The following is an 18,390-nucleotide window of genomic DNA, read 5'->3' as shown; positions in this document are numbered from 1 at the left end:
CGTGGAGGCTCCGGAATGAAACATCCTATGCGTATCCTCCAGGGATTGAAGCTGGCCGCGGTGCTCGCTGTCGCGCTGTCGATGGGCGCCTGCGCCAACAAGAATGCTGCGACGGATGCGATGGCCAATGCGGCGACGCCCGGCAGCCAGCAGGATTTCGTCGTCAACGTGGGTGACCGCGTCTTCTTCGAAAGCGACCAGACCGATCTGACCCCGCAGGCGATCGTGACGCTCGAGAAGCAGGCACAGTGGCTCCAGACCTATCCGCGCTACTCCTTCACCATCGAAGGTCATGCCGACGAGCGCGGCACCCGCGAATACAACATCGCGCTCGGCGCCCGCCGTGCCCAGTCGGTGCGGTCGTTCCTCGCCTCGCGCGGCATCGATCCGAATCGCATGCGCACGATCTCCTACGGCAAGGAGCGGCCCGTGGCCGTCTGTAACGACATCTCCTGCTGGTCGCAGAACCGCCGCGCCGTCACTGTCTTGAACGCGAGCTCCTGACGTCCAGCCAGGTTCCTGACGATCAGTCAGGTACCGTTCAGCTTCGGAATTGGATGATGCCGGCGCCTTCTCGGGCGCCGGTTTCGTTTCAGCATTCTGTGACAGAAACCCCTTGGTATCAGTCACATTTTTGGCGTACTCCACTTCAATGTGTGGCGCGCGAAGGTTCCGTCGCAGGCCATTTCGCTTTCGTCGTCAGGGCAAGATGTCATCCAGATTTAAGGTCTTTACCGGCACCGTGGCGACCGCCGCGCTGCTCTCTTTGTGCTCGCCCGCACTTGCGCAATCGGTCTTCGCGCAGTCGGATGATGCCGACCCGGAGATGCGGATCGAGCGGCTGGAGAACCAGCTGCGCCAGCTCACCGGCCAGAACGAGGAGCTGCAATACCGCAACCGCCAGCTCGAGGAGCGGCTGCGGGCGCTCGAGGGTGGCGCGCAAGCCGCGCCCGGACAGGCGCCCAACGTCGCGGCGATGCCGCCTGCGCAGATCGCACCAAGTCAGATCGCGCCCGGCTATCGCCAGCAGCCGCCGCAACAGCAGGCCGTGCAGCCGAACTACGAGCAGCCGCAGATCGCCGCGCCCGCGCCGATCGTTCAGGAGCAGCCGGCGCCCGGCGCACCCGGCACGCGCCGCCGTGGCGATGCCTTCGATCCGAGCCAGAACCCGAACGCGCCGGGCGCGCCGCGCGCGCTCGGCGGCGGGCAGCAGCCGATGCCGGCAGGAGCTCCGAGCGGGGCACCCGGCGGCCGCAACGCAGGCGAGCCACTCGATCTCGCCAACACCAGCCCCCGCTACCAGCAAGGTGTGCCGCCAGCCGCGCAGCCCGGCTATCCGCCGGCGCAATCCGGCTATCCCGCGCCATCGGGCGGCGCTGGCCTGACGACGCTGCCGCCCTCGGCGACGCCGCGCGACGAGTTCGACCTCGGCATCGGCTACATGCAGCGCAAGGACTATGCCCTCGCCGAGCAGACCATGAAGAACTTTGCGCAGAAATTTCCGAGCGACCCGCTCGTGGGAGATGCGCAATACTGGCTCGGCGAGAGCTACTTCCAGCGCCAGCAATATCGCGACTCCGCGGAAGCCTTCCTCGCCGTGACCACCAAATACGAAAAATCGGCCAAGGCGCCGGACGCGCTGCTGCGGCTCGGCCAGTCGCTCGCCGCGCTGAAGGAGAAGGAGGCCGCCTGCGCCGCCTTCGGCGAGGTCGGCCGCAAATATCCGCGCGCCTCCGCCGGCGTCAAAGCCGCGGTCGATCGCGAGCAGAAGCGGGTGAAGTGCTAGCGAGTTAGACCTTACTGGTCGGCCGATGTTCACCTCTCCCTACGGGAGAGGTGAACATCGGCAGACATCCGACTCGCAGCGTTAGGGCGCTGACAGTGCGGAGCGCGCTGCGTTAAACAGTCTGGCGACTGTCAGGGCCACGTCATGTCCTACGACGACAATTCTCCGATCTCGGCGCGCGAGGCGAGGCGGCTCTTCGCCGGCCTGAAGGCTGCGCCGGCGCTGGTGCTCGCGGTCTCCGGCGGGCCCGACTCGGTCGCGCTGATGTGGCTTGCGGCACGCTGGCAGCGCAGCCTCGCGCGCGGGCCGCAACTCACCGTCGTCACCGTCGATCACGGCCTGCGCCCCGAGGCAGCCCGCGAGGCACGCGAGGTCAAGCGGCTCGCCGCCGAGCTCGGATTGCCGCATCGGACCCTGCGCTGGCGCGGCGCAAAGCCGAAGACGGGGCTGCCTGCCGCTGCGCGCGAGGCCCGCTACCGCCTGCTCGCAGAGGCCGCGCGTGCCGCCGGTGCGAGCCATGTGCTGACGGCCCACACCCGCGACGACCAGGCCGAAACCCTGTTGATGCGCCTCTTCCGCGGCAGCGGACTTGCCGGGCTGTCGGCCATGGCGCCCCTCAGCGAGCGCGACGGAATCGTGCTGGCGCGTCCGCTGCTCGATGTCCCGAAATCGCAGCTGATCGCGACCTTGAGGCGGGCGAAGGTGGGCTTTGCCGAGGACCCCACCAACCGGGACACCGCCTTCACCCGGCCGCGACTGCGCGCGCTGCTGCCGCTTCTCGCGGCGGAGGGCGGCGACGCCCGCAATCTGGCGCGGCTCGCGGCAAGGCTGGCACGGGCCAATGCGGCGGTCGAGGTGCTGGCCGACGGTGCCGAGCGCTTCCTCCGTTTGCGGGATCGCGGCGATGCGCCACAGGCGGGCGTCCGAAGCTTCGAGGCCTCGGCTTTTGCCGTCCTGCCGGAGGAGGTCCGGCTGCGGCTCCTGCTGCGGGCCATCAACGCGCTCGGACATGAAGGGCCGGCGGAACTCGGCAAGGTCGAAACCCTGCTGTCCGCATTGGACCAGGCCATTGCCGCAAGTCTCGATGCCCGCGCCACGGGCCGGCCGGTCCTGAAGCAAACCCTCGCGGGAGCCTTGATCAGCTTCGCCGGCGGGCGTATCCAAATCGCACCGGCGCCGGCAAGGCGTCGTGGGGGTGGATAAGCTCGGGACCGGGGCGGATCATGACACCAGCCATTTCGGCCCCGCGCCGTCAGGACACCTTAACCAGGTAGGAAAAACCTCGCTCCGGGCGCCATTATTTCAGCGGGAATCGCTCTAAGATGGGCTAAATAGTCCCATCTCATTCCCTTGGCAGCGACCCGGGCGGCACCTAAATTGTATGCGTCTAACCGAGAGGATTCCTTGGGGATTTTCTCTAGTTTGCCCAAGTAACTCCTGAAGGACCAGGCCGCGATCCGCGCGACCACGAAGGAAGATCGATGAACGCCAATCTGCGCAATTTCGCCCTCTGGGTCATCATTGTTTTGCTGCTGTTGGCGTTGTTCACGCTCTTCCAGAATCCGGGTCAGCGGGCGTCCTCGCAGGACATCGCCTTCTCCCAGCTCCTGAGCGAAGTTGACCGCGGCAATGTGCGCGACGTCGTGATCCAGGGGCCGGACATCCACGGCACCTTCACCAACGGCTCGAGCTTCCAGACCTATGCGCCGAACGATCCGACGCTGGTGAAGCGGCTCTACGACAGCAAGGTGCAGATCACCGCGAAGCCGCCGGGCGACAACGTGCCCTGGTTCGTCTCGCTGCTGGTCTCCTGGCTGCCCTTCATCGCGCTGATCGGCGTCTGGATCTTCCTGTCCAGGCAGATGCAGGGCGGCGCCGGCAAGGCGATGGGCTTCGGCAAGTCGCGCGCCAAGATGCTGACGGAGGCGCATGGCCGCGTCACCTTCGAGGACGTCGCCGGCGTGGATGAGGCCAAGCAGGACCTGCAGGAGATCGTGGAATTCCTGCGCGACCCCGGCAAATTCCAGCGCCTCGGCGGCCGCATTCCGCGCGGCGTGCTGCTGGTCGGCCCGCCCGGCACCGGTAAGACCCTGATCGCGCGTGCGGTCGCGGGTGAAGCCAACGTGCCGTTCTTCACCATTTCCGGTTCGGACTTCGTCGAAATGTTCGTCGGCGTCGGCGCGAGCCGCGTTCGCGACATGTTCGAGCAGGCCAAGAAGAACGCGCCCTGCATCATCTTCATCGACGAAATCGACGCCGTCGGTCGTCACCGCGGCGCCGGTCTCGGCGGCGGCAATGACGAGCGCGAGCAGACGCTGAATCAGCTGCTGGTCGAGATGGACGGCTTCGAGGCCAACGAAGGCGTGATCCTGATCGCCGCGACCAACCGTCCCGACGTGCTTGATCCCGCGCTGCTGCGTCCGGGCCGCTTCGACCGCCAGGTCGTTGTGCCCAATCCCGATGTCGTCGGCCGCGAGCAGATCCTCAAGGTTCACGTCCGCAAGGTGCCGCTGGCGCCCGATATCAACCTCAAGACCATCGCGCGCGGCACCCCGGGCTTCTCCGGCGCCGACCTGATGAACCTCGTCAACGAGGCTGCGCTCACCGCCGCCCGCCGCAACAAGCGGATGGTGACGCAGGCCGAGTTCGAGGAAGCCAAGGACAAGGTGATGATGGGCGCCGAGCGCAAGTCGCTCGTCATGACCGAGGAAGAGAAGCTGCTCACGGCCTATCACGAGGGCGGTCACGCCATCGTCGGCCTCAACGTGCCTGCGACCGATCCGATCCACAAGGCGACCATCATCCCGCGCGGCCGTGCGCTCGGCATGGTCATGCAGCTGCCCGAGCGCGACAAGCTGTCGATGTCGCTGGAGCAGATGACCTCGCGCCTTGCCATCATGATGGGCGGCCGCGTCGCCGAAGAGCTGATCTTCGGCCGCGAGAAGGTGACCTCGGGCGCCGCCTCCGACATCGAACAGGCCACCCGCCTTGCCCGCATGATGGTGACACGCTGGGGCCTGTCAGAGGAGCTCGGCACCGTCTCGTATGGCGAGAACCAGGACGAGGTCTTCCTCGGCATGTCGGTGTCGCGCACGCAGAACGCGTCGGAAGCCACCGTCCAGAAGATCGATTCCGAGATCAAGCGCCTGGTCGAAGAGGGCTACAAGGAAGCGACCCGCATTCTCACCGAGAAGCGCGCCGATCTCGAGACGCTGGCCAAGGGCCTGCTCGAGTTCGAGACGCTGACCGGCGAGGAGATTGTCGACCTGCTCAGGGGCAAGAAGCCGAACCGCGAGTCCGTGCTTGAGCCGACCACGCCGCGCGCCTCCGCCGTGCCCCCGGCCGGCAAGCCGCGCCCGCGCCCCGATCCGGATCCGGGCCTCGAGCCGCAGCCGCAGGCCTGATCGAGAAGCGGCAGATCGAATTGAAGAACGCGGCGGCAACGCCGCGTTTTTTGTTGGGCAGCGGCGATTTGCACCGCAGGCAATTCGGTGCTCCGTCATTGCTGTGAGCGCAGCGAAGATTCCATGGGAGTGGATAGCGACCGGGTCTGAGGCCAGACTGAGGTTGCTGAAGCACTCAACCTGGAGACAACGATGTTGCTCGATCATCTTTCCGACGGACTGGCCGCTATCCGGACGCAGATTGGCGCAATTTTTGTGTCATTGGAACTGAGCCGTTCGACATGGCTGGTTACATCGCTGTCGCCCGGCAAGGGCGAGAAGATGTCCAAACACAGCGTGAAGGCCGGCGCTATTGCGGAGCTTTTGAAGCTCTTTGCAGCGCTGAAGCGTAAGGCCCAGGCGCGAACGGGCGAGAGTTATCCGATCATCACCATCCAGGAGGCGGGGCTGGATGGGTTCTGGCTTCACCGCACTCTGCAGTCGGAGGGCGTCGAGAGCTACGTGGTCGATCCGGCCTCGATCGCGACGCCGCGCCGACGCCGGCGGGCCAAGACGGACCGGTTGGACGGCGAGACGCTGTTGCGGTCGCTTCTGGCCTACAAGCGCGGCGAGCCACGGGTCTGCGCGATGGTCGTTGCCCCCTCTCCGGAAGAAGAGGACCGCCGCAGGCTTTGCCGGGAGCGGCGGACCTTGATCGCGGAGCGGATCGTGCATGTGAACCGGATCAAGGGTGTTCTGTTTGCGCAAGGGATATTCGACTACGTGCCGCTGCGGCGCGATCGACGGACGCGGCTCGAGGCCTTGCGCACGGGGGACGGGCGGCTGCTGCCGGCGCATTTGAAGGCGCAGATCAGCCGCGAGCTCGACCGGCTCGAACTTCTGCTCGACCAGATCGCGGCGGTAGAGCGCGAGCAGGATGCATTGCTGGCTGCAAGCCGACCAGCAGGCGAGAAGGCTGCATCGAACCCGGTCGCGATGCTGCTCGACTTGAAGGGCCTGGGCCCGAACTTTGCTGCCATTCTCTGGTCGGAGGCCTTCCACCGTCAGTTCACCAACCGCCGCCAGGTTGCGTCCTATGCCGGTCTTGCGGCCACGCCATGGCGCAGTGGCGGCATTGAGCGTGAGCAGGGCGTGTCGAAGGCCGGCAATCCGCGCCTGAGAACCACGATGATCCAGCTCGCCTGGTTGTGGATACGTCACCAGCCTCAATCGGCTCTGACCCAGTGGTTCAAGGCCAACAGCCAGCGCGGCCGCAAGCGCACAATCGTCGCGCTGGCGCGCAAGCTGCTCGTGGCCCTGTGGAAATACGTGACCGCCGGCGTCGTGATCGAGGGAGCCGTGGTGAAGCCCGGCGCCTGACACCACGCCTCTCAGCCTCAAAACCAATCCGCCGAGGTTGATCAGCCTCGGCCGATCCGGGTGGACGAACCGATGGATTGCATGGCTTCAAACGCCGTAACGAAGAAGGGTCTCGTCCTCTCGAGCCTGCCCGCCGCAAGCGGAATGTTGGTGCAGTCGCCACCGCGCAACGACCGAATGTGAGTTTGATCTGGCATGCAAACCAGATTGCCAAAACCGGCTCGACCCTTGGATCGCCAACCATAGGAGTAGTTCACGCCGCACTTCCCGACCTAACGAGCCTGAAGGCGTGCTCGCTCAGGTCAAGACCAAGCCGCTTCGCGGCGGCCCTCACGGGCCGGTCTTGACCTGATCTGCGCGCGCCATCCGAAAGGTTCCGCGGTCGGGACGAAGAGCTGGCCTGCAATCGAACAAAGAGCTGACCATAAATCTTGACACATCAAATCCCCATGTGAGCAATCCAGACTGTCACAGCGGAGGGATTCTGGATTGCTTCGCTGCGCTCGCAAATGACGATCTTGATGCAGTTGCGCTCGCCCTGACTTGGCACCAGCTTTGTGGGGTGGAAAGGCGCACTTGTGCCGTGCCCGCCATGTCACAGTATTCGCAGCAGAAGTGGTGGGCACGCTGGCGCTTGGCCCGCCCTGCGATCTTCTCGTTTCGGCGCGGGCTGCGGCTTCTCACCGCCACGCCCAAGGAAATGAGCACGTCCTCGTTAAACTGCTCGGGATCCTGCAAGAACGAGAGGTGACTGCCCCCGCGACTGGGTACTCCTGAACGCGGGCTGCGACGGCTGGATCGCGTCACTGAACGAAACAACCATTAGCGCTCAGCCAATTCGGCGGTGAGTGCCTTTGCGGCAAGGAGGTCACACGTTTCGAACCCTTCTGTAAACCATTCGTACGTTGAGGCAAGGAGAGCCCGCGCTTCGATAAGCTTGCCTTGGTCGCGCCAAAGCCGAGCCAGACTCATGGCCGCACGCAGCTCGAGGGACTTCGCACTTTGCCTGCGTGCCACATCAAGTGCAGTTTGCAAATAGGCCTCGACCTCATCCGCTGGAGCTGCAAGAATGCGCCTTAGTTCGCCACCAATGCATGCAACCTCTGCGTCCCACATATGTTCGTCATTGCGCGCCGCGAGGTCCTTTGCTTCTGCCAGCGCAGCGAGCCCTTTCTCGCCATCACCAAGCTGCAAATGGGCTGATGCCAGCATGCACAAGTACCGAATTTGGTACCAGCTGGCTCCGAGCCTGTCCCGCTCGTTCAATGCTTGACGCATGAGCGCCAAGCCACCCTCCGCCTCGCCTTCCTGCGCTATGGCCCAACCCCGAAGGATGAGACCGCTCAACCGCCAGTAGTTCAAGCTGTGCTGATCGGCGAGGTCGATGATGGCGTCTGCGTGCGCACGCACGGCCGCCACGTCACCCATCAGCTCCGCAGGTCCCGCTCCGCCATACACCGCGACGTGAGCGGTAAGGTTCGTCTGGTTCAGCTCCGCAGCGTACTCAAACGCCGCACGGCTTGTTCTCAGGGCCTGATCGGGATAGCCAAGGACCCAAAGCACGACCGCCAGGTACGGTAACGCGGAGGCCTTCGGGTCATGGACATAGTGCACAGGCGCTGGCCGATGGGCGACCGGGTCATACTGGTCCAAGATCGTCTCGAACTCGCAGCGGGCCGTAAGGAAGTCACCGGCGTGCATAGCCGTGAGAGCCGCCAAACGATGCGCACCCAATTCCAGTGCCATGTCCTTGGTTCGCTCGGCTGCGAGGCGTGCCTCGGCAGCCAGGCTCTGCATGGCTTGGTAATCGCCTCTCACGAAATGAAAAATATACTTGCCGCTCAGTGTGGCGAACAACGCATCCGTGTCGTCGAGTTCATAGCAGAGCGCATGAGCCCTGCTGAAAGCAGTGCCAAGCTGAGGAGCCGTGTATCCATGAATGGCGATCAGCGGACCTCCAATTGCTGTCTGGAGCGCGAGTTCTTGGCGATCCCGCTCCGGCCCTTCTGGACGGGCCTTGAGCGCCTCCAGCCCTTTTGAGAGATGCGTGATCGCTTCGAGATTGGCGGAACGCCCCGCGGCGTTTCGGCCGGCTTGCAGCCAATAGCCGACCGCGTTGGCCGCCAGCCCGGCCTCTGCGAGATGCAAAGCTATCGTCTCCGGCTCCATCTCCGCACGCGCAGGAAAATGCTCTTCGAGAGCTGCTGCGATACGAGTGTGGATCTGCTGTCGCTTGCTCTTCAACAAGCTCTCGTGCGCGATGTCCTGTACCAGCGCATGCTTGAACGTGTAGCCGATATCCGGGGGCACTCCTCGTCGGAAGACGAGTTCCGCCTCCAAGAGTTCGTTGATAGCGCGCTGGAGGGCATCTTCACTGAGCGGCGTTACTGCTTTCAGAAGGTTATGTCCAAACTCACGCCCAATGCAGGCCGCTATCTGGGCGACCTCCTTAACGGGTGCCAACCGGTCAAGACGGGCCATCAACGAATCCTGGAGCGTTGTCGGGATCGCCAGCGAGGGCAATGGACCAACAAGCTCATAGCAGCTCCCCCGATCCTTAAGCAGCCCAGATTCAAGGACGGTCTTGGTGAGCTCCTCGACGAACAACGGGACACCGTCTGTCTTAGCTAAAATCTGCTCGAGCACCTCCTGCGGAAGCAGTTTGCCGCCGGTTATCCGCTCGATCACGGCAGTACCTTGCCTGCGCCCCAGCCGGCTCAAGAAGAGTGCTGTCACGTGTCCGTGCGCCGTCCAGCGCGGAACGAATTCCGGTCGGAAAGTAACGATCATCAGGATCGAGTGGCGCTGCACCTCGTCAACGGCCCGATCAATGAATTCGAGCGTGGTGGGATCGGCCCAGTGGACGTCCTCGTAGATGGCAAGAACAGGTTGCTTTGCTGCCAAGCCCTTGATCTGCTCCAACAGAGCCTGGAACGTTCGCTCCTTCTTTTGGTGCGGACTAAGCGCCAGCGGAGAGTAGCGCTCGCCTGTCGGGATGGCCAACAAGTCTGCGAGAACCGGTGCGCTCCCGCGCACGTCGTCTGTCGCAAGAGTGAGCATTGCCTCAAGTTTATCGAGCTGTTCTTCGGAAGGGTCTTCTCGCCGTATCCTCGCTGCCCGTTCAAGGAGCCCAACGATAGGATACAGGGCGCTGTTGGTATGGAATGGCGAACAGAAATGACTCAGGCATGTGTGCGGCAGGCCTGCCAGCCGATCGCGCAGTGCTCGCACCAGGTGAGATTTGCCGATGCCCGGTTCGCCGCCGAGCAGAACGATCTGTCCCTCTCGCCCTTTCGCCTGCTCCCATCGGTCCAAGAGAAGTGCGAGCTCCTGGTCGCGCCCGACCAGCGCGGTTGTCGACATCCCGTGCTGGGCGTCAAATCGACTCTCGGCCGCGCCCTCGCTGATGACGAGCCACGCCCGCACCGGCCCTGGGAATCCTTTGAGAGGCACCGTTCCCAAATCTTGGTATATGAAGGCCTCTCCGATAAGGCGGCGCGTTGAATCGGCGATTACAACGCCGCCGGGCTCGGCGAGCCCTTGCAAGCGGGCAGCCAGATTCGGGGTTTCTCCAATGACCGAACGCTCGCGGGCTTCTCCCTCGCCAGTCAGTTCGCCGACGACGACCAGACCGGTTGCGATGCCAACGCGAGCAGCAAGTGCCGCACCAGCCGGCTCCGTAAGGGCGGCGACCGCTTTGGATATCCGAAGCCCGGCGCGAACTGCGCGCTCCGCCTCATCTTCATGCGCCCGCGGCCAGCCGAAGTAAGCGAGAACGCCATCGCCCAGAAACTTGGCAACGTGGCCCTCGAACCGGGTGATCTCGCTCGCTACGGTGTTGTCATAGGCCTGCATCAGGTCCCGCAGCTCCTCAGGGTCACGTCCCGAGGCGAGTGCAGTTGAGCCGACCAGATCGACAAACATGACTGTGAGCTGCCGCCGGTCTGCCTCCGACGGCAGTGGCAGTTTTGGCGGTCCAGGCGAGGCGCGAACCTCCACAGGTATGGGACGGCTCGACGGAGCGAGTGCGTGAATCGCCTTCAACACCGTCTTGCGCGGGCCGAGTGGCAAGCCAAGTTCCCGCAAGTCATCCTCGGTGAGCTCTGGCAGTACCTCAGGCGTGACTTCCGCATCCTGGAAGGCCTGGGAGTACCGCTCCAGCCCAAGACCATGGAGCCATTCCGCGATGTTCACGCGACGCCTCCTCGCCTGGTGTCAGGCGAGGCGTACGGCCGGCTTAGTTGAAAGTGTGCAACCTCAGCTTCAGCGAGCCGTCCGCCTGACGCTCAAACACGTGCGTAGCGATCCCGCCGGCAGCTTGGCGGGACCCATCCCCTCCCTTGCCGTTGGCGCTCCATCTCGCCGTGCCGTAGGCTACCTTCTCGTCCCCACCCGCATCTATGATCGTCAGGTTGTGATCGGCGAATCCGCTCGAAAAAAGCCCAGCGAAGAAATTCTCGATTTCTGCCGTACCCGATATGATTTGATGTGTCGGAGGCAGCACTTTAGCGTTCGAGGCGTACGCTTCGGCCACCGCTTTAGCATCAGCTTTGTTGAATGCCGAATCCCAGGCGGCATAAGCCGCGGTAATTTCGGCTCTGATGTCGAAGCTCGTCGAGGGGCCCAAGTTCGTCATGATTCCCTCCCTCAGAGTAGTGCTGGTGACCGCCGGATCATACTCCAACTGAGCGGTGGGAAAATCCGGAATGTGCGGGGGAACCAGCCGACGTGCTGAGGTAAGCGGGGAGGTAACCGAAAGTCCGCAAAGAGGTCAGTAGGCGAGCTAGCCGCAGTGCCTGCCATGTCCGCTCCAGATTTGGAAGCGGACTTCTCATTTGGAAGCACACGCCCTGGACTTCGTCTTCACTTCGACGGCACTCCTTCCGCATCATCCCGCACATGGATCACCGCGATGTCGTCCGCATAGATCCGCTTCCAGCCCTTGAGTCTGCGTCATCGTGAAGGTGAAGCGGTGATGCCCCATGTAGAGCGACGTCGAGGTCCAGCCTGCCGCCACGATCATCAGCGCGCCAAGCGCGGTGACATAGCGGGCCGGCCAGCGGTCGGCACCGGTGGCGTCAGGCGCGGCTCGCGCTCTCTCACTTCCGCACGCGCCAGACCGTCCAGCCCAATTTCGATACGGCCTCGACTTTCTCCAGGTAATCTGGAGCTTCATCGCGGCCGAGCCGCGCGGCGAGGCCCTCCGGCGCGATGCGGACAAGGTCCTCCTGATCGGCAGAGCGGTTGCAGGTCAGGACGTAGTCGACCTGCCGCGCGCGGAGCATTGTGCGCGCGGCTTCCGGCGTTGCCGTCATCGTATGCACCATGACAAGGTTGCCGTCGTTGTTACGGTGATAGGGACCGGCGAACACGGAATGGCCCGTCGCAGCCAGGATCGCTGGGCCCGAGTCGATCGGCGCCATGACCCGCCCGGGCGTCAAGGTGGCGAGCGGCGCGGCGCTGGAGATGGTCTGGCAGGACACGTTGCGCTCGGGCATCGCGATCTCGTGGCTGCCTGTTCCCGCGGCGAGCGCCGGCCACACTGCAAAGCCGATGCCGCCAAGGGTGGCGGGCGATACCAGCAGTGCGGCACGTACCAGCCCCCAATCGGCCACGGCACCCGTGCGCAGCGCCGCGATTCCCATGACGCAGAGCGGAGCCGCAATGATGTTGGCGGCGGCTGCGCCGCGCAATTCCCACAGGCTGACGCCGAACAGCGCTGCAAGCGTGACGCTCGAGACGATCCAGCGAAAGCGCGCCTGCGCCGTGTCGCGGATCATGGCGGCAAGGCACAGGCCGAGCGTCAGCAACGGAAACGCATAATACCCGAGCAGTTTCTGCGGTTGCATCCGCGCCAGCTCCGTCACCGGCATGGTCTCGCTGACCCGGTCGAGCCAGAAGCTGACGAGCAGGGGATCGACTTGCGCATAGGGCGAGGCCACGCAGCTCGGATACGATGTGAAGAACGCGCCCAGCAGGAGCGCACCGGCAAGCGCTGCCGCCGCGAGCCGCGTCCAGATGGACCGGCTGAGATAGCTGACGCCGGCCATCGCAAGCAGCGCGATGCCACCGCCCGCAGACAGGAGCAGGATGGGGCCGCCGAAGGCATCGCAGACGGGCCTCGCAAGACTGTTCATCGGGAGCAGCAGCAGTGCCAGCAACAGCGCCGATCCGGCGAGGCCAGCACCAAAGGCGCAGGCGGAGCGCAGGACGTCGGTGCCCTTCCAGATCAGCAGCCCGACCACGGCCGCGCTCGCCACGGCGACCGCAGGCAGCATTTCCAACCCGATCGCCAGCGACAGCGCCGCGAGACATCCGGCCAGAGCCGCCTTGGCGGCGCGGTGCTCGAGATCGGTGATGCAGAGCATGAAGCCGAGCAGCAGCACGATCTGGACGTTGTGATGATCAATCGCGCCGGCGCGGAAGTGGATCAGGGCAGGGATCGACAGCGCCGTGACCAGAATCGTGGCGAGCCGTATCCGCGGCCGGTCGGCCGGGGCACCTGCCTGACTTGCGATCGTCGCCGCGAGCCAGAGCGCGGCCGCCATCAACAGCGAGGGCCAAGCGACCAGCACGAGGGCTTCCGAAGCGTGTTGGCCGAGCAGGGGGCGAAACAACAGGATCAGCAGGGCCAGGGGCACATCGACGATGCGAGACCAGTGCATCGCAATTCCGGGCGGATCGAGCCGGTATTGAGTCAGGTCGAACCAGCTCTGGCCGGCCAGGAGATCGCGTACCTCGACCAGCCGCATCGCATCGTCGGTCGACAGCGTGTCGAACACGCCCGTCTTGATCGCGGGAAACCCGAGCGCCACCACGATCGCCGCCCAGGCGATCGTGAGCACGATGGCAGGATTCGGCCCAGCGCCGGACGCTCGTTCGGTCGGCAGCACAAGGGGCGGCATCGGCCTGCGCCTCAATTCGGTGCGGCGGGCATGGGCCTGCTATCCGCGCTCTGGCCGTCCTCCCGCACATGGATCACTGCGATGTCGTCCGCATAGATCCGCTTCCAGCCCTTGAGCTGGTCGAGGATCTGCGGCCCCGGCGCGTCGGCGACCAATAGCGTCGCGTCGATCTTGTACTCATCCAGAAGGCGCGGCAGCAGCTCGGGCTTCTTGCCCTCCGTCGCCTTGAAGAAGTCCATGACGAACTTCTCGCCATAGAGCTCGGCGCGGCCGTCGACGAAAACGGGGATATCGCGCGAGATCAGATAGCCGCCGAACTGGTAGGCGTTGAAGATGCGCTGCACCTTGCGTTGCTCGAGCAGATCGACCGCCGCAACAGGCGTCTGCGTCATCGTGAAGGTGAAGCGGTGATGCCCCATGTAGAGCGACGTCGAAGTCCAGCCTGCCGCCACGATCATCAGCGCGCCAAGCGCGGTGACATAGCGGGCCGGCCAGCGGTCGGCACCGGTGACGTCAGGCGTCGGGCGCGGAAACATCTCGCCGAGCGGTCTTGCCAGCACCAGCGGCACCAGGAACGCAAATGCCTCGATGCTCCTGACATGAGTCAGCGCGCTCCAGGTCAGGAGCAGGATCAGGAAGATCCGGGGCGCCGACAGCACCAGGCCGCGATAATAGCCGAATGCGATCAGGGCGAGCAGGGCGCCCTCGAACGAGGTAAACGTGGCGAAGTTCGCCGGCATCCATTCGAAGATCAGCGACAGCAGCTCGCCGAGGCTGAGGATGTTGGTCGCGCCCTGCAGCGTCCGCCATCCGTACGGCGTGCAGCAGCTCGCGATCAGCGCGCCGATTCCGAACAGCACCCAGCGCATGAACAGCGAAAGCCGCCGTCCCTTCTCGGCATGCTCGACCGCTTCGAGCGAGATCGGACCGATCAGCGCGAGGCCAAGCACGAAGCCGCCATGCAGGTTCGCCCAGAGCGCCATCAGCGGCAGCCAAGTCCAGGACGGCGCGCTCTTGCGGTCGGCAGCCGCCATCAACAAGCCGACCCACGCCACCATGACGGGCAGCGCCAGAATATGCGGACGCGCCAGCACGTGATGGATCGACAGCAGCAGCGCCAGCATCGCGAACAGCACCGCGCGCGGTGCCTCGATCTGCGCGTCGAGCAGATAGGCGAAGATTGCGACCGCGAGCGCGAGGGCGATCGCGGTGAGGATGACGGGACCTGCCCAGCCCCATTGCGCATGGGAGAACGCGAACGCGACCTGCGACAGCCACGAGGTCGATATCCACGGCGCGCCCGTTCGCGTGAAGGAATAGAAGTCGGTGGTTGGCATGGCGCCGTGATCGAGGATCCATTGCCCGATCTTGATCTGCCAGAACGAGTCGGAATCCTGAAGCAGCGTATCGCCGAGAAAAAGGAAGAACAGATAGGCGCCGGCGCCGACGCAGAGCGGCACCAGGGCCCGCGCGCGGCTCTGCACCGCGATGTTGTTGGCAAAGGAAAGGGACATGCCGCCTCGTCATCCTGGTGTTCTTGTCGGTCCGAGCATGATCCGGAGGGCCGCGTTAGCGCAAAGTGTGGTGCGGCTTTCCGGGAAGATCATGCGCAAACAATAAGCTGGAGCGCGGTGAACGATTTATCTCATCGCGTCATCGCGCTTCAGTCCGAGCGGCCGGCATTGGACCACGTCGGTCATAACTTCGGGTAAACCGGCTGCGCCAGGTCGGCTTCATGTCCTGACAATTTAACGGATTGTTTTGGAGTTCGATTTACCATGGGCGAATACACGCAAACCGCCCAGCGTTTACGCAGTCGAATTAACTGCGGCGCAATTCTTTGCCTCTAGGTTCCGTTCCATGGTCGGGCGGCGCTGGGAAGCCGAAAAGACCAGATCAGTTGTAAGCCTCGTGTACTCATTTGGAGCACTCCATGAAGAACCTCGTTGCGCGTTTCGTGAAGGATGAATCCGGCGCCACCGCCATTGAATACGGCCTGATCGCTGCCGGCATCGCGCTGGCGATCATCACCGTCATCAACCAGCTCGGCACCACGCTGAACACCAAGTTCAGCTCGATCTCGACCAGCCTCAAGTAAGGCCGGACGATCTGAGAATTTCCGAGAGCCCCGTCCTTCGGGGCTCTTTTCTTTTGGGCGGTGGTGCTCGTCTTTTGGGCGGTGGTGCTCGCCTTCGGGCTCCTCACCCTGGGGGTCTCATATCTCGCCGCAAGACACGACCTCATCCTGAGGGCCCGCCGCAGGCGGGCGTCTCGAAGAATGACTGCAGTAAGCTTTCCGCCGTATTTTCCTCGCATGCTGTCCAGGGGCCGAGCGAGCTGGTGGCCCTGTCTTGACTCACCGTGACTCGGAAGGAAGCTGCGCCGGTGCGTCGTCGCGGACGTGAACCACGGCAATATCGTCCGCATGGAGGCGCTTCCAGCCCGGCAAATGGTCCATGATTCTGGCGACGGGGATGGCGGTGTTCAGCAGCGTCGCGTCGATCCGGTAGGTCTCGAGCAGACGCAGCAGAGTCTCCACGTTCTTGCCCTCGACGGCATCGAAATAGTCAAGCACAAACTGCTCCCCATACAGCTCGGCCCGGCCATCGATGAATGTCTTGATGTTGCGGGTGATCAGATAGCCGCCAATCGAAGCGGTACTGAATATCCGTTGCGCGTGCCGCCGTTCGAGCAGGTCGATTGCAGCCGAAGGACATTTGGCGCCGGAAAAGGCATACCTGTACGGCGTGGCGTAGGAGCGCGTGATAGCCCAGCCGGCGGTGACGATGGCGAGCGCCGCGATTGCGGTCATTGCAAAGGAGGACCGCGCTTGTTGCGCCACCGCTCTCGTCAATCGCAATTGTTCGGCGACCGGCTTCGCAACCACGAGCGGGGTCAAGAGTGCAAAGACCTCGATGTTTCTGACGTGGGTGAGGGCCGCCCAGGTCAGGCCGAGCAGCAGGAGAATGCGGGTCCACGGCAGCACCAGCCCGCTGCAATAGCCGATGGCGATCAAACCGAGCAGGGCGGCTTCAAACATGCTGAACGAACTGAAGTCGGCCGGCATCCACTCCGCGATCAACGAAAGCACCTTGCCGAGGCTGAGGATTTTCGTGGCTCCGAGGAGCGTGTCCGAGCCGTAGGGCGTGCAGCAGCTCGCGGCAATCGCAGCAAGCCCGAACAAGGCCCAGCGCGCCGCCAGCGCAAATCGGTCCTTGCGATCGGCGGACGCGATCGCATCGAGGCCAATAGGTCCAATCAAGATCAGCCCCAGGACGAAGCCGCCGTGAAGGTTGGCCCACAACGCCATCAAAGGCAGCAACAGCCAGGAGGGCGCGGTGCGCCGATCGGCGGCCACCAGCAGCCCGCCGACAAAAGCCAGCATGACAGGCATTGCCAGCATGTGCGGGCGGGCGAGAAAGTGGCCTACCGACATCCCGAGGAGCGGGATGACGAGCAGAAAGGCGCGCATAGGTCCTAGGTAAGGCTCGAGCAGGTAGACAATAATCGCTGCAGTCGCACCGATCGCGAGCGATGTCAGGATAACTGCGCCCGACCAGTTCGAGGGCTCGTAAACAAGTGCGAACAGGACTTGCGACAGCCAGGAACTCGAGATCCAGGCCTCACCGGCTCGCGTGAACGAATAGATGTCGCTGTAGGGCAGCGCGCGATGTTCGAGAATCCACTGGCCGATCTTGATTTGCCACCACGTATCGGTATCGCGCAGCATGACGTTGCCGATGCCCAGAAAGAACGCGTAGACAAGAGCGCCGATGCAGAACGGCATGAGCCAGCGCGCCACGCCGCTGACGAGAACGCTGCTTGTAGCGGAAATCGACATTGGGCACTCGGGAGTTGAACAACAGTGCGACAGCACCTGAGCATTTTCTCCTTTAAGTTGCGGTAAACTGTGGCGCCGCGCGGTGCAAGGATGCGTTTACGACCTGCTCGTTTGCAGCTCGGAATTGCAGGGCGCCCGCATGCGCATTTCCCATCTTGTCATTCATCCTGAATAGTTGTTCAGTCCTTGCGGGGCGATTTGCATCTTTGACGTGACGAAGCGTTCGGCCGCAGGGCGTGCGGCCGGCGTGGTGGGACAGGAAGCGCGCCATGGTTTATCGGCGGACGCATCAAGTGGTGAAGCGCCTTGCGGCGCGGCGCAGCGCGATTCTGGCGGCGGCGCGGGAGGCGGCGGCGGAAGGCGGGATGGCGGCGGTGCAGATCGCGCCGGTCGCGGTCCGGGCCAACGTCGCAGCCGGCACCGTCTACCGCTATTTCCCTTCCAAGGCCGAGCTGATCTCTGAGCTCATTGCCGAGGTCTCCCGCGACGAGCTCGCGGCGATCCGCCGGGCGGCCGATGCCGCGCCGGGGCCGTCCTCGGCGCTGGCGGCCGCCGTGACCACCGTAGCGGTTCATACGCTGTCGCAGCGCAGGCTGGCCTGGGGCATCCTGGCCGAGCCGGTCGATGTCGATGTCAGCGCCTCCAGGCTGGCCAGCCGGCGCGAGATCGCGGGCGAGATCGCCTCGCGGATCGACGCTGCGGTGCGCGCCGGCCATCTGCCGGCTCAGGACACCGCGCTTGCCGCCACCGCGCTGCTGGGGGCGCTGCATGAGGCGCTGGTCGGGCCGCTCGCGCCCGATAATCTCGAAGACCCCGTCAAGATGCGCGATGCGGTGCAGACCGTGACGCTGCTGGCGCTGCGCGCCGTCGGCGTCATGGACGCCCGGGCCCGCGGCCTGGTGGTGCAGCAGACGCTGCTGCCGACGACGAAAGCGCTGGTTGGGGCATAAAATCGCGCCGCGGCCGAGGCGGCGCCCTGATCGCGCTCAGGTGATTGCCAGAGCGTGCCTTTTCGCGAAATCCCAGCAAGTCCGCCGGGCCGGCCGGCTACTGTGCATGGGGTTGTTTTCCGACTTTTTTGTTTCGACCCGTCGA

12 protein-coding genes are annotated in these 18,390 nt (G+C 64.3%); 7 read left to right on the top strand and 5 right to left on the bottom strand.

The window, feature by feature from the left end:
- The first annotated feature begins 15 nt into the window (after positions 1 to 15).
- The 5 genes from pal (at position 16) to P6U29_RS36855 (ending at position 6,549) form a co-directional block, all read left to right on the top strand.
- Positions 16 to 504: a peptidoglycan-associated lipoprotein Pal gene (pal, locus tag P6U29_RS36875; RefSeq protein ID WP_018641585.1), complete on the top strand. Its 489-nt coding sequence runs from the start codon at positions 16 to 18 to the stop codon at positions 502 to 504.
- Positions 505 to 709: 205 nt separating this feature from the next.
- Positions 710 to 1,786, top strand: a complete 1,077-nt coding sequence (gene ybgF / locus P6U29_RS36870; RefSeq protein ID WP_407115032.1) for a tol-pal system protein YbgF — start codon at positions 710 to 712, stop codon at positions 1,784 to 1,786.
- A 144-nt stretch (positions 1,787 to 1,930) separates the two neighbouring features.
- Positions 1,931 to 2,989 carry a tRNA lysidine(34) synthetase TilS gene (gene tilS, locus P6U29_RS36865; RefSeq protein ID WP_407115031.1) on the top strand — a complete coding sequence of 353 codons (1,059 nt, stop codon included), beginning with the start codon at positions 1,931 to 1,933 and terminating at the stop codon, positions 2,987 to 2,989.
- A gap of 278 nt (positions 2,990 to 3,267) precedes the next feature.
- A complete protein-coding gene (gene ftsH, locus P6U29_RS36860; RefSeq protein WP_027573106.1) occupies positions 3,268 to 5,190 on the top strand; it encodes an ATP-dependent zinc metalloprotease FtsH in 1,923 nt (640 codons plus the stop codon).
- 192 nt (positions 5,191 to 5,382) lie between these two features.
- On the top strand, positions 5,383 to 6,549 hold the full coding sequence (locus P6U29_RS36855; RefSeq protein ID WP_407112656.1) for an IS110 family transposase: 1,167 nt from the start codon (positions 5,383 to 5,385) through the stop codon (positions 6,547 to 6,549).
- Between the two features lie 822 nt (positions 6,550 to 7,371).
- On the opposite strand, the gene P6U29_RS36850 is transcribed toward P6U29_RS36855, so the two are convergent.
- The 4 genes from P6U29_RS36850 to P6U29_RS36835 all read right to left on the bottom strand — a co-directional run bounded on the left by P6U29_RS36850 (position 7,372) and on the right by P6U29_RS36835 (position 14,968).
- Positions 7,372 to 10,743 (bottom strand): AAA family ATPase, encoded by a 3,372-nt coding sequence (locus tag P6U29_RS36850; protein WP_407115030.1) that lies wholly within the window; start codon positions 10,741 to 10,743, stop codon positions 7,372 to 7,374.
- A gap of 43 nt (positions 10,744 to 10,786) precedes the next feature.
- On the bottom strand, positions 10,787 to 11,185 hold the full coding sequence (locus P6U29_RS36845; RefSeq protein WP_407115029.1) for a YybH family protein: 399 nt from the start codon (positions 11,183 to 11,185) through the stop codon (positions 10,787 to 10,789).
- Positions 11,186 to 11,648: 463 nt separating this feature from the next.
- Entirely contained in the window at positions 11,649 to 13,454 is a 1,806-nt protein-coding gene (locus P6U29_RS36840) for a hypothetical protein (protein WP_407115028.1), read from the bottom strand.
- A gap of 11 nt (positions 13,455 to 13,465) precedes the next feature.
- Entirely contained in the window at positions 13,466 to 14,968 is a 1,503-nt protein-coding gene (locus P6U29_RS36835) for a hypothetical protein (RefSeq protein ID WP_407115027.1), read from the bottom strand.
- 419 nt (positions 14,969 to 15,387) lie between these two features.
- On the opposite strand from P6U29_RS36835, the gene P6U29_RS36830 reads away from it, so the two are divergent.
- Positions 15,388 to 15,552 carry a Flp family type IVb pilin gene (locus tag P6U29_RS36830; protein WP_407115026.1) on the top strand — a complete coding sequence of 55 codons (165 nt, stop codon included), beginning with the start codon at positions 15,388 to 15,390 and terminating at the stop codon, positions 15,550 to 15,552.
- A gap of 258 nt (positions 15,553 to 15,810) precedes the next feature.
- Here P6U29_RS36830 and P6U29_RS36825 read toward each other — a convergent pair whose 3' ends face one another.
- A complete protein-coding gene (locus P6U29_RS36825; RefSeq protein WP_407115025.1) occupies positions 15,811 to 17,241 on the bottom strand; it encodes a hypothetical protein in 1,431 nt (476 codons plus the stop codon).
- A gap of 323 nt (positions 17,242 to 17,564) precedes the next feature.
- Here P6U29_RS36825 and P6U29_RS36820 point away from each other — a divergent pair, with 323 nt between their 5' ends.
- The gene (locus P6U29_RS36820) at positions 17,565 to 18,245 is read left to right on the top strand and encodes a TetR/AcrR family transcriptional regulator (RefSeq protein WP_063694085.1); all 681 of its coding nucleotides are present in this window, start codon (positions 17,565 to 17,567) and stop codon (positions 18,243 to 18,245) included.
- Positions 18,246 to 18,390 lie beyond the last annotated feature (145 nt).

The organism is Bradyrhizobium sp. LMG 9283, assembly GCF_045571415.1.
Lineage (GTDB): Bacteria > Pseudomonadota > Alphaproteobacteria > Rhizobiales > Xanthobacteraceae > Bradyrhizobium.
The sequence above is the reverse complement of the archived record's forward strand: the minus strand, read 5'-3'. Positions and strand labels throughout refer to the sequence as shown.